We start from the raw sequence: 12,262 nt of genomic DNA on the forward strand, positions 1-12,262 counted from the left end.
TTTGGTTTATTAGGCGTGATAAATTTACTCTATTGACTTGGTTTGATAAATTCAGTAGATTAGAGACAATGACAATATTTGTTGGCTTATTATTACCTTTTGATAGAGCTTGGTTCAAAAATCACAGTTCAAAAAAGCATAGTGGCAGGATTGCGACTATGCTTTTTAGTACGTCTCTTTTGCTAATATAACATTGACGCCCTCCCTTATTACTAGTTTAAAACCCTACTAGCACCATCTCATAACGAGGTGGTGTGATGGTATTGGTTAAAGGAAAAAATCATGCAACGCTACCCTATGACTCCAGAAGGACATGCCGCTTTAGAAAGCGAGCTTAAGCAGCTAAAAACTGTCGATCGTCCTCGTATCACAGCTTCTATCGCTGAAGCGCGCGAACATGGCGATCTAAAAGAAAACGCTGAATATCATGCCGCACGTGAACAACAAGGTTTTTGTGAGGCACGTATTCGCGACATCGAAGCCAAACTTGGCGGCGCACAAGTAATAGACATATCGACCTTAAAGCAAGAAGGCCGCGTAGTGTTTGGTGTGACTGTGGTCATTGAGAACATGGATACCGAAGAAGAAAAGCGTTACCAGATCGTCGGCGACGATGAGGCGGACTTTAAAGCGGGTAAAATATCTGTCAATTCGCCTATCGCGCGTGGCCTAATTGGCAAGTCTGAAGGGGATGAGGCGCGAATTGAGACGCCAAAAGGCGTGGTTGAATATGAAGTGATGAAAGTCATTTATCACTAGAACCTATAGCGCTGGAATGTATCAGTAACCCCTTACATAAAAACGCTACTGTCTTAAACAGGTTTTAACGCATACTTGCCGTAGTTAATAGCATGAGCTATGCTTAAATCTGGGCTTACTTATACTGATACCCTTGTTATTTGGCATCAATGATAGCGTCATTTGACAAGGCTTTTGTGTTTTCGGATTTTACTTATAAAAAGGACTTTACGATGACTATAGATTTGATATTAGCAAGGCGCACTGATAACAATAGAACAAATATGAGAAGAGTATCCTTAGTGACTTTGCTCACAGCGACTGGTTTAGCATTTACATCACAAGTGAGCGCCGCACCTGAAGTTACCATCAACCAATCAATGACTGGTAGTACCACTATCGTTGAGCAATACTCTAACGGGCAATCAGCTGTCATCACCTCGACGCCTAGCAGCATCTCGATGCGAGAAGGCATGCCCTACGCGGTTACTCAAATATCAAACGCACCGCGCTATAGTGTCTATCAAGGCAGCGTGCCGGCTAGCAGAGCGGTCACAACGTTACCTGTAAATACCCTACCGCTTAATACCATACCTGTCAGCAATCAAGTCACTCAAGTCGGCGTCATAACGACACCTGTGGCTACGGTAACCAATACGCTACCTATCACTAACCCCGCCGTTATCGTAAATAATCAAGTTGCATCTACGCCCATAATGACCAATCAAACGGTTGCGGTTACCTCTTTGGATACACTAAAACTTAACCCTGTCTTTAGTGCGCCTGATAACGTCAAATCTCAAACCAAGATTATGAAGATTCTAAAGAACAGCGCTGGTCGTGATATCGCTGTACCTGCCAATCGTATCAATCCAGGCGACGTCATCGAATATCATACTACTTATACCAGCACCTTAGCGCAGCCCATCAATGATCTAAATGCGACGGTCACTCTGCCAAACGGTATCAAAGTCGTCTCTTTGAATAGTCCAATACCAACCTTAGCGACCACTGGTGGCAATAGTTATCAGACTATTCAGCAAGTCGGCAATAGCGTCGTGGTACAAGAGAACTATTCTGGTCTTAAATGGAACTTGGTTGATTTGAATGCTAATGCACCGCAAACCGTGGTGATACGAGCGACTGTACAGTAGGCATATATACAGTAAGCGATTACACATTCATTTCAAAAAGCCTTGATTAATCGAGGCTTTTTTGTGTGCTACTATGCGACAACCGTTGTCGCATAGTAGCCTTAATTCTATAATAAATACAAAGACTTACCTGGTTTTTTGTTAAAATAGCAGTCTATTAACTAATTGGTAAATACTGCTTATGGCAACCATCAATTACGACAGACTTCAGGGTAAGCTCAACATCCTAGCGGACGCCGCTAAGTATGATGTGTCCTGCTCCTCCTCAGCGGGCACGCGCAAAAATCAAGGCGGCGGTCTGGGTGATGCCTCCGCCACGGGTATCTGTCACAGCTATACCGAAGACGGTCGCTGCGTCAGCCTCCTCAAAATCCTACTCACCAATCACTGTATTTATGATTGTGCCTATTGTACTTCTCGTAAAAGCAACGATACCCCGCGCGCCGCTTTTAGTGTCGAGGAAGTCGTCGACTTGACCATGCAGTTTTATCGCCGTAATTATATCGAAGGGCTATTTTTGAGCTCAGGTATCTTTAAGAGCGGTGACTATACAATGGAGCGTTTGGTTGAAGTTGCCAAGATATTGCGTACTCGCGAGCGCTTCAATGGATATATCCATCTAAAGACCATTCCGGGGGCATCAAAAGAGTTGCTATTAGAAGCAGGTCTATACGCTGATCGTCTGAGCGTCAATATCGAAATTCCGACTAAGTCAGGTCTAGCACTGCTCGCACCTGAGAAGTCACATGACGAATTAAAAGCGCCGATGGAAACGGTAAAGACTGAAATCATCACGATTAAAGAGAGCAAAAAAAAGCATAAGAAAGCACCGAAATTTGTGCCAGCGGGTCAAACCAGTCAAATGATTGTGGGTGCGAGTAATGAGACGGACTTACAAGTGATTCAGCTTTCAAGCCACTTTTATAAAGAGTACGATCTCAAGCGCGTTTACTACTCAGGCTACGTGCCGATGCTATCGGATAGCCGCCTGCCAGCTATTGGCACGCCTGTGCCTATGGTACGTGAGAACCGTCTATATCAAGCAGATTGGTTAATGCGTTTTTATGGGTTTGGCGCGCACGAAATCGTGGAACCAGAATCACCGTTTTTGGATCTAGACTGTGATCCAAAATTAGCTTGGGCGATACGTCATCGCGAGCACTTTCCTGTCAATATTCAAACTGCAAGTTATGAGATGATCGTTCGTATTCCAGGTATCGGTACCAGAACAGCTAGAAAGATCGTCAAAGCGCGCAAGTTTAATCAGTTGACTCTAGAGCATCTCAAAAAGATGGGCGCAGCGGTCAATCGTGCCAAGTATTTTATTGCGACAACGGGTAAGAACGAGCACTTATCACATTTAACTCGCGACAACTTTCGCCAGTATGTACTGGCACAAACACAAACGAAATACAAAGATCAGCGTAGCGGTCAGTTGGCTTTGTTCTGAGTATTGGATTAAACTATCACTTAGCTACAGGATAACCTATGTCGCAACTTCTTTCAAAAGATAGCTTTGCTATTGGTCAGGTGATGCCAAGTGTCTTGCTCTATGAGCCAAGCTTTGAAGGATGGTTGACAGCGGTTTATCAGGTTTATGATCGTAAATTGCAATATAATGAATCGCTACAACTTGTCGCTGAGGACAGCTACGTCCCTTCTTTGATAAGTACTGCCACGAGCGTGAATACTGATGATGAGCAAGCACAGCGCGTCCTAAAAAAGCTTAATGCCTTGCTCGGCCCTTCAGGTATGCGCCAGATCCTTTGGGGTTTTTTATCTGAAAAGGATGATATCGGTACTACTTTATTCCACATCGTCAAATATGCTATCGATTATCCTAAGCGCCGTATCCTAGAGGACTTAGGTCATTTAGACGTTTTGGAATTGGCACAAACGGTCAAATCCGTACACCGCGAAAAGCATCGTATGGAAGCTTTTGTACGTTTTGAGCATACGACTGATGACATTTATTTTGCGCGCGTAGAGCCTGATTTTAATGTACTGCCTATTATCGGTGAGCATTTTCGTCAGCGTTATCAAGATCAACATTGGGCAATCTATGACTTAGCACGCGGCTATGGCATCTACTACGACAAGACTCTGAGTACACCGTCACGTCCTGCTGACTTGCAAACCATTACCGATCTCGATGATGCGGTACTAAGCAATCCTACCAGTATCCATAGTCCTGATGAGCAGCGTTACCAGCGTTTTTGGCAGGGCTATTTCACTAATGTCAACATCAAAGAGCGCAAAAATAATCGTCTTCATAAACAGCACATGCCGCAGCGTTACTGGAAGTATTTGAGTGAAAAACAAATTTTGCCCAATGCTGATTACCTTCAAAAGAAAAGATAGAAAAAGGTGCGCTAGTATGAAACTGGCGACTAAACATTTTATTAAGAAGTTTTGGTAAGATAAGTGCTTATTATGTTTATAGAACTCAATCTCGTTATAAGGTTGAGTTTTTTGCGTTTATGACTGACAATATCAGCTTACTTTGATTTAGGATTGTCTCTTTTTATTATGATAATTATGCGCCTATTATCGTCCCTAAAACATGATGAATCCGAACGTGGTATCTTTCATCTTGGGCGCGCGCTTGTCAAAAACGGTCATACCTCAATCATCGTAGCGAGTGCTAACAAAGATAATGATTTGGTCAAACGACTTGAGCGTGATGGCAATATCTATCATCAGCTTCATATGAACAAAAAGTCTTGGTTGTCTTTATTACAAGTCAATACGCTGCGGCACTTGATCGAAAAACATAACCCTGACGTCATCCATATTCACTCAAGAACGCCCGCTTGGATTTTGCATCTGGCGCTCAAACGAGTCAAAGTCAAACGCCTGCCAAAGCTTGTCTCTACGATGTATGGCTTTTATCCGATTAATAAGTACTCACAAGCGCTGCTCGATGTCGATACTATCATCACAGTATCTGATAGTGTCACAAACTATCTAAAAAAGGGTCTGCGACGTGAAGAGGTCGACCCCAAAGATATCAAGCGCATCTACCGCGGTATCGATACGCGCCGTTATCCTTATCGGCATAATCCTTCAGTGTATTGGCTACGCCATACCTTTGCAGAATACCCTGAGCTTGAGCACAAAAAGTGGCTGGTATTTCCAACAATCGTCGGTAATGAATACGGTCAAGAATGGCTGATTGATATTTTAGGAAATCTACAAGAAGAGTTTCCGCTGATTCACGCTATTATTATGGATGATGACTACAAAGATGGCGATGTGGCTCATGAGGACTTTCGTCAACGTACCCATGCGCTCGGTTTGGCTGATCGCATTACCTATGTCGGGCGTAAGCGCAATGATATGCGTGAATGGTTGTCAGCGGCCAACATTGTGATGGCATTGGCCAATCAGCCTGAATCTATCGGTATTAATGCCTTACAAGCCATTCACCTAGGTACGCCAGTCGTCGGCTGGGATCAGGCCGCTTTTAGTGAAATTTTGCAGCCTTTGTATCCTGAGGGTTTGGTCAAAAAATACAATGCTCAAGCACTTTGTAAAACGGTCAGGCATCAGCTTGAAAGCGTGACCCGACCTGAGATGACCAGCGAATTTACGATGCGAGAGATGATCAGTGAAACTTTAGATGTTTATCGTGAACTACATGATCATGCGTTATTAGAAGAGCAGTTACTATTTGATGTCTCTGCTGCCAAAAGAGTTAAAAAGCATCTAAAATCTGCCAATAACCCTATGGTTGAGTCCTCCCATAAAAGAGTGAGCAACACTAAAGTTGAGCTATTGAAAAAGAAGGATACTCACCCAAGCACTCAAGATATAAGTAAAAGATCCTCTAAAGATAAAAGTAGTACTCCTCATAATAAAAAGGTTAGTGATACTAGCAATGATCGTTAATAAATAGTTGGTGTATGCGCACTGATAACGTGCGCGGTTGTGTCACTAGAATTAATAAAGGTATGCGGGCGACTCGTGTCAATCATATAGCTACTACCTTGATTTAAAAGATAAGTAATATCGTCAGCACGAATCAGAGTTTTACCTTCAATAACCGTGCCGTCCTCCTTCCCTTCATAGCTAGACTTCTCTCTCGTCAAGTTTTTAAATTAATAGGTTTCAATCATGAAATCTAGATTTCTAGTCGTGCTGTGATTATAAATTGGTTTGAGTGACGCTCTACTACTAGTCTTACTGAGCCGCCGCCCATGCTCAGACAATAACTCTACAGCGCTTGCCTATATAAAGTGCTAAACTCTTTGAGCACTTTATACAGCATGTCATCATCTTATTTCAATGAAAGCAGGCTCTAATATTGATGCAGTGATCAACCATTATAACCATTAAGTATAATCAAAAACGGATTTTGAACCCAAGGACTATTTATGAGCGATTATCAAGTAACCAATCCTGCCACAGGCGAAGTGGAATCTACTTACCCCACTGCTACCGAACAAGATATCCAGCATGCTATTCAGCAAGCAGATGACGCTTACCAAGACTGGCGTAAAGTAAGTCTGAGCGAGCGTAGCGCTATGCTACATAAGATCGCTGATATCTATGACGAGCGTCAAGATGAGCTTGCCAAAATCATAGCAACAGAAATGGGTAAGCCTATTGCCCAAGGTAAAGGCGAGCTTGGCCTAGTTGCTCAGATCTATCGCTATTATGCCGATAATGCTGAAACGTTGCTTGCTCCTAACAAAATCGATGTTGATCAAGGGTCAGCTTCTGTAGTGAAGCTACCAGTAGGCGCACTTCTTGGTATTATGCCGTGGAATTTTCCACACTATCAAGTAGCTCGTTTTGTCGCGCCGAACTTTATGGCGGGTAATACTATCATTCTAAAGCATGCTCCGCAGTGTCCTCAAACTGCTGAAGTTATTGTCGATATCCTAAAAGACGCAGGTATCCCTGAAGGCGTTTATAACAATATCTTTGCCACAAATGACCAAGCCGCCACTATTATTGAAGACAAGCGAGTGCAAGGCGTCTCATTGACAGGGTCTGAGCGCGCAGGACAAGCGGTTGCCAAAATAGCGGGCGGCGCACTTAAAAAGGTCGTTCTAGAGCTTGGCGGTTCTGATGCCTTTATCGTGGCGGCAGACGCCGATCTTGCTCAAGCGATACAGAACGCTATTGTCGGTCGCTTTGGTAATACAGGTCAGGCTTGTAATGCAGCCAAACGTCTTATTGTTGTAGAAGACGTTTATGAGCCATTTGTAAAAGGTTTTACTGATACTGTACGTGGTATATCAGCGGCAGACCCGCTACAACAAGACACTTTTATTGGTCCAATGTCCTCGCAGAGCGCTGCTGAAAACCTACAAAAGCAGTTAGATGGCGCAATTGAGAGTGGTGCTACGGTGCTCGTTGAAGGGGGTATGAACGAAGACAAGGCTGGCGCATGGTTTGCCCCTGCGGTACTCGCTGACGTCGATAGCTCTATGCCTGTATATAGCGAAGAATTGTTTGGTCCTGTTGCTGTCATCTATAAAGCGCGCGATATCGCTCATGCTATCGAGATTGCTAATGACGTGCCCTTTGGTTTAGGCGCTTCTATTCAAACTCAAGATGCCGATCTTGCGGCTGATATCGCTGATCAGCTTGAGGTAGGTATGGTCTATATCAATACTCCCTCTGGTTCTGAGGCTAATACGCCATTTGGCGGTGTTAAGCGCTCAGGGTTTGGTCGTGAGCTGGGTACATTAGGCATCACTGAATTTTTAAACTACAAGCTCATTCGTAATAAGTCTTAATCTATAAAACCTTTAAAAGCTTAATTTCTAGTTTTTTGGAAAAGGATTCTTAGATAGCTAAATTTTTAGACAAAGAAAAAGCCTAACATAGTGTTAGGCTTTTTTAGGTTTGAAAATTAAGACCTACCTTTTAGTAGGGTTCTGTATTAACCAGTGCTGATTGACTACTTTTAGCCCCTCAAACGCTTTGTCCATGACTACTTTTAGCAGTCGAGCTTGTATCAAACTAACTGACATCAGAGCACCAGTATTTGGTCACAACATACTCATCTATTCCGTATTTTGAGCCTTCACGGCCAAACCCTGATTGTTTGACGCCGCCAAAGGGCGCAACTTCTGTTGAGATAAGACCTGTGTTATGACCGACGATACCGTACTCCAGACCTTCTGTTACCCGCCATGCACGAGCATAGTCGCTACAATAAAAATAGGCGGCTAATCCATAAATGGTGTCATTAGCCAAACGTATGGCTTCGCTCTCATCTGTAAAGGTAAAGATAGTCGCGATGGGACCAAAGATCTCCTCTCGAGCGATATCCATATCGGTATTTAAGTCAGTCACGATTGTTGGGTTATAACTGAGCGCTGAGGCCTCATTGGTGCTACCGCCTGCGATGAGCGTCGCGCCTTTATCTAGAGCATCTTTGAGTAGTGCTTGTACTTTGTCCAAGGCTTTTTGATTGATCATCGGTCCGATGTCGACACCTTCTTGCATACCATCACCAACGCTTAGCTTAGCGACTTTTTTGACAAAGATGTCTAAGAATTTGTCTTTTACGCTGTCTTGAACATAGACGCGGTTGGCACAAACACAAGTCTGACCGGCATTACGGAATTTAGAGGCGATAAGGCCGTCAGCGGCTTTTTCTAGGTCCGCATCATCAAAGACGATGAATGGCGCATTGCCACCAAGCTCTAAGGATAGCTTTTTGATCGTAGGCGCGCACTGAGCCATCAAAGTACGACCGACCTCTGTTGATCCTGTGAATGAGAGCTTACGAATACGAGCATCACCCGTCAAGATATCACCGATGACTGATGATTTACCAGTGACCACTTGGATGACACCTGCAGGAATACCTGCTTGCTCTGCTAGTACGCCAAGCGCTAACGCCGAAAATGGCGTCTCTGTCGCAGGTTTAATGATCATCGTGCAACCTGCTGCTAGTGCGGGGGCCGCTTTACGGGTGATCATCGCGGCAGGAAAGTTCCAGGGCGTGATCGCAGCGCAGACGCCGATGGGTTGTTTGAGTACCACATAGCGTAATTGAGACTTGGTCGCTGGAATGACGTCGCCATAGACGCGCTTGCCTTCCTCGCCAAACCAGCGGATAAAGCTATTGGCATAACTGATCTCGCCGCGAGACTCAGTCAGCGGTTTGCCTTGTTCAGCGGTCATTAATATCGCAAGATCTTCCTTATTAGCATCGATAAGATCCGCCCATTTTTGTAATATATCACAACGCTCTTGTGGTGTTTTGGCGGCCCACTCTCTTTGCGCTTCGTGAGCATAGTCGACCGCTGCATTGACGTCTTCGCTAGTCAGACTTGGGACGTGACCGATGATATTTTGTGTAAAAGGGTTACTCACCTCAATCGTCTCAGTATTGCTCGCTGCATGCCAGCCGTCTTTTATTAAGCACTGCTGTTTGAGTAGGTCTGGGTTTGATAAATTTAATAAATGTTGTGACTGCTCTGATGTGTTTTGCATGTTTGACATAGTAATGCTTCCTGTTGCTATATAAATATAAGTATCATAAGGGTAGCGCCGTACTGATTCAGCTCGCTGAGCAAATTGAGCAGCGCTTAGGGTTTGTTGCTCATCAGTAAAGTAATGGACGGAGCCTAGAGTACTTTGGAGGTATGTTTTTACAGGGTACACTCATTGACGTAACGGAATTTTTGAGTGCTTTATTACCCTGATATCAATTGGAATAAAATAGCTAAACAATCCCATCTGCGCGAAGCTTCGCTATCATATCTTCATCATAACCTAAATCGCTCAGCGTACTATCAGTATGCTCGCTCAAACGTGGCGGCGGCGTGCGATAACTAACGGGTGACTCGGATAATTTAATCGGATTGCCCAGCACTCGTACTGGGCTACCTTGCTTGGAAAAATCGACAATCATGCCGCGTGCCTCAGCTTGTGGCATTGCTAAAGCCTCAGCAACGTTGTGAATAGAGCCACACGGTATACCTGCTTTATTTAGAGCCTTCAACCAATAATCACGCGGTTTATCAGCGAACTTGATGACAAGCTTGTCACATAATAGTTTACGGTTTTTTACGCGAGCAGGATTAGTCGTAAAGCGTGTGTCTTGATGCCAGTCCATCTCTAATACGCCACAGAGTTTAGCGAATTGGCTATCATTACCACACGCTAAGATAAAATGCTGATCGCCTGCGCCTGCGAACACTTGATAAGGAACGATATTGGGATGTTGATTGCCAAGCCTTGGTGGTACTTCGCCTGATGCTAAATGATTCATGCCGACGTTTGCGAGCATGGCAAGGGCGCTGTCCAATAGTGCCACGTCGACGTGCTGTCCGCGCCCCGTATGCTGACGTGCTATTAGCGCGGCTTGAATGCCTATCGTTAGTTGTAAACCTGCAAATAAATCAACGACTGCCACGCCGACTTTATGCGGTTCGCCATCGCCAGGCCCTGTGATACTCATAAGCCCTGATTGACCTTGAATAATATAGTCGTACCCGGGGCGTTTGGCATCGGGACCTGTCTGTCCAAACCCTGTCAATGAAGCATAGATGAGGCGCGGATGCTGCTGTTTGAGGCTGTCGTAATCTAGACCGTACTTTTTGAGACCACCAACTTTAAAGTTCTCTACCACAATATCGCTTTGGGTAATGAGCTGTTTGATAATCTTTTGACCTGCTATGGTTGTGATATCAACGGTGAGTGATTTTTTATTGCGGTTAATCGTCGCATAATAGGCAGAAGTGCCATCGCTAAAGGCAGGCGGCGCCCAATGGCGAGTCTCATCGCCACTATCGGAACGTTCAATTTTGATCACCTCACAGCCCAGATCCGCAAGCACTTGCGTACAAGAGGGTCCTGCCAATACTCTCGATAAATCAAGAACTTTAATACCTTGTAACGCGCCTTGTTTATCGTTAGTTGACACGTCGTTGTTATCGTTTTGAATGGTTGTCTCGTCCATAATATTCTCTTTATCTCTAAATGTTTTACCGAACTGTATTTAAATGATTATCCAACGCCAAAACTAAAAACGCCCGCAACTGTTGAGCATTGATTAGCCAAACAGTCACGTGCGTCATTTACACTAAAGGTGCTTTGTGATCGATCAGAAAAAAGCTTGAATACCCGTCTGCGCGCGACCCAAGATTAGCGCGTGGATGTCATGCGTGCCCTCATAAGTATTAACCGCCTCCAAGTTCATCACATGACGGATGATATGGTACTCATCAGAGATACCGTTACCACCATGCATGTCACGGGCAACGCGCGCAATGTCAAGCGCTTTGCCGCAGTTGTTACGCTTGATGAGCGATATCATCTCAGGGGCGGCGTTATGCTCATCCATCAGGCGACCTACGCGTAGAGCCGCTTGTAAGCCAAGGGTAATCTCTGTTTGCATATTAGCAAGTTTCAACTGTACCAGCTGAGTTGCTGCTAGTGGACGACCGAACTGTTTACGATCTAGCGTGTACTGACGCGCCGCTTTCCAGCAAAATTCAGCCGCGCCCATAGAACCCCATGCAATACCGTAACGTGCTTTGTTCAAGCAGCCAAATGGACCACCCAAACCGCGAATATCTGGAAAGGCGTTGGCTTCTGGAACAAACACTTTGTCCATAACAATCTCACCTGTGACAGAGGCACGCAGTGAGAATTTGCCTTCAATTTTCGGTGCTGATAGCCCTTTCATACCTTTATCTAAGATAAAACCACGGATTTTGTCTTCGTCATCCTTTGCCCAAACAACGAACACATCAGCGATAGGGCTATTGGTAATCCACATTTTGCTGCCTGTTAACTCATAACCGCCATCAACCGCGCGTGCACGGGTCGACATAGAGGCAGGATCTGAACCTGAATCAGGCTCTGTCAGACCAAAGCAGCCCACATATTCACCTGTAGCCAGCTTTGGCAAATATTTCTCTCTTTGTTCTTCTGTACCGTATTCATGAATAGGATGCATCACAAGGCTTGACTGGACACTCATCGCCGAACGATAACCTGAATCTACCGCTTCGATCTCTTTAGCCAATAGCCCATAAGCCACGCTTGACAATCCAGCACAGCCATAGCCTTCGATCGTCACACCAAGTAGACCCATCTCACCCATTTGACGCATAATATTGCGATCAAAGTTCTCATGACGATTGGCCTGTACGATACCCGGCATAAGCTCTTTTTGAAAAAACTGGTGCGCGCTGTCGGTAACCATGCGCTCTTCATCAGTCAACTGATCACGAAGTAAAAAAGGATCCTCCCAATCAAAGCTTGGGCTAGCGTTAGTGCGGGTAGTAGTAATAGGTGCCATGTCGTGCTCCTTGACGTGCGGTTTGGTTGAATCGCCAAATGTTACTAACTACATTAGCTACTCAAAGTAGTATGCTTGACGTTATTGTTTC

The 12,262-nt window shown here is 44.7% G+C and carries 10 protein-coding genes; 6 read left to right on the forward strand and 4 right to left on the reverse strand.

Annotated features, from left to right (window positions below; genetic code table 11):
* Positions 1-282: 282 nt before the first annotated feature.
* The 5 genes from greA to ACR64G_RS08095 all read left to right on the forward strand — a co-directional run bounded on the left by greA (position 283) and on the right by ACR64G_RS08095 (position 5,783).
* Positions 283-759 (forward strand): transcription elongation factor GreA, encoded by a 477-nt coding sequence (greA, locus tag ACR64G_RS08075; RefSeq protein WP_435978792.1) that lies wholly within the window; start codon positions 283-285, stop codon positions 757-759.
* 263 nt (positions 760-1,022) lie between these two features.
* Positions 1,023-1,892: a hypothetical protein gene (locus ACR64G_RS08080; RefSeq protein ID WP_435978793.1), complete on the forward strand. Its 870-nt coding sequence runs from the start codon at positions 1,023-1,025 to the stop codon at positions 1,890-1,892.
* A 181-nt stretch (positions 1,893-2,073) separates the two neighbouring features.
* Positions 2,074-3,342: a putative DNA modification/repair radical SAM protein gene (locus ACR64G_RS08085; protein WP_435978794.1), complete on the forward strand. Its 1,269-nt coding sequence runs from the start codon at positions 2,074-2,076 to the stop codon at positions 3,340-3,342.
* A gap of 38 nt (positions 3,343-3,380) precedes the next feature.
* Entirely contained in the window at positions 3,381-4,253 is an 873-nt protein-coding gene (locus ACR64G_RS08090; RefSeq protein ID WP_435978795.1) for a TIGR03915 family putative DNA repair protein, read from the forward strand.
* Positions 4,254-4,421: 168 nt separating this feature from the next.
* Positions 4,422-5,783 carry a glycosyltransferase gene (locus ACR64G_RS08095; RefSeq protein WP_435978796.1) on the forward strand — a complete coding sequence of 454 codons (1,362 nt, stop codon included), beginning with the start codon at positions 4,422-4,424 and terminating at the stop codon, positions 5,781-5,783.
* Here the strand turns inward: ACR64G_RS08095 and ACR64G_RS08100 are convergent.
* Positions 5,780-5,983: a cupin domain-containing protein gene (locus ACR64G_RS08100; protein ID WP_435978797.1), complete on the reverse strand. Its 204-nt coding sequence runs from the start codon at positions 5,981-5,983 to the stop codon at positions 5,780-5,782. The genes ACR64G_RS08095 and ACR64G_RS08100 overlap by 4 nt on opposite strands.
* A 285-nt stretch (positions 5,984-6,268) precedes the next feature.
* Here ACR64G_RS08100 and ACR64G_RS08105 point away from each other — a divergent pair, with 285 nt between their 5' ends.
* The gene (locus ACR64G_RS08105) at positions 6,269-7,642 is read left to right on the forward strand and encodes an NAD-dependent succinate-semialdehyde dehydrogenase (RefSeq protein ID WP_435978798.1); all 1,374 of its coding nucleotides are present in this window, start codon (positions 6,269-6,271) and stop codon (positions 7,640-7,642) included.
* Between the two features lie 226 nt (positions 7,643-7,868).
* Here ACR64G_RS08105 and ACR64G_RS08110 read toward each other — a convergent pair whose 3' ends face one another.
* From ACR64G_RS08110 to ACR64G_RS08120, 3 genes are all read right to left on the reverse strand, one after another.
* Positions 7,869-9,362, reverse strand: a complete 1,494-nt coding sequence (locus ACR64G_RS08110; RefSeq protein WP_435978799.1) for an NAD-dependent succinate-semialdehyde dehydrogenase — start codon at positions 9,360-9,362, stop codon at positions 7,869-7,871.
* Between the two features lie 223 nt (positions 9,363-9,585).
* The gene (locus tag ACR64G_RS08115; protein ID WP_435978800.1) at positions 9,586-10,824 is read right to left on the reverse strand and encodes a CaiB/BaiF CoA transferase family protein; all 1,239 of its coding nucleotides are present in this window, start codon (positions 10,822-10,824) and stop codon (positions 9,586-9,588) included.
* Positions 10,825-10,968: 144 nt separating this feature from the next.
* On the reverse strand, positions 10,969-12,171 hold the full coding sequence (locus ACR64G_RS08120; protein ID WP_435978801.1) for an acyl-CoA dehydrogenase: 1,203 nt from the start codon (positions 12,169-12,171) through the stop codon (positions 10,969-10,971).
* Positions 12,172-12,262 lie beyond the last annotated feature (91 nt).

The sequence above is a fragment of the Psychrobacter sp. DM4 genome, from assembly GCF_051307035.1.
Lineage (GTDB): Bacteria > Pseudomonadota > Gammaproteobacteria > Pseudomonadales > Moraxellaceae > Psychrobacter.

Bases quoted from the DNA above. Each gene is read 5' to 3' on its own strand.
- greA (WP_435978792.1), top strand. From the start codon at position 283: ATGCAACGCTACCCTATGACTCCAGAAGGACATGCCGCTTTAGAAAGC.
- ACR64G_RS08080 (WP_435978793.1), top strand. From the start codon at position 1,023: ATGAGAAGAGTATCCTTAGTGACTTTGCTCACAGCGACTGGTTTAGCA.
- ACR64G_RS08085 (WP_435978794.1), top strand. From the start codon at position 2,074: ATGGCAACCATCAATTACGACAGACTTCAGGGTAAGCTCAACATCCTA.
- ACR64G_RS08090 (WP_435978795.1), top strand. From the start codon at position 3,381: ATGTCGCAACTTCTTTCAAAAGATAGCTTTGCTATTGGTCAGGTGATG.
- ACR64G_RS08095 (WP_435978796.1), top strand. From the start codon at position 4,422: ATGATAATTATGCGCCTATTATCGTCCCTAAAACATGATGAATCCGAA.
- ACR64G_RS08105 (WP_435978798.1), top strand. From the start codon at position 6,269: ATGAGCGATTATCAAGTAACCAATCCTGCCACAGGCGAAGTGGAATCT.
- ACR64G_RS08110 (WP_435978799.1), bottom strand. From the start codon at position 9,362: ATGTCAAACATGCAAAACACATCAGAGCAGTCACAACATTTATTAAAT.
- ACR64G_RS08115 (WP_435978800.1), bottom strand. From the start codon at position 10,824: ATGGACGAGACAACCATTCAAAACGATAACAACGACGTGTCAACTAAC.
- ACR64G_RS08120 (WP_435978801.1), bottom strand. From the start codon at position 12,171: ATGGCACCTATTACTACTACCCGCACTAACGCTAGCCCAAGCTTTGAT.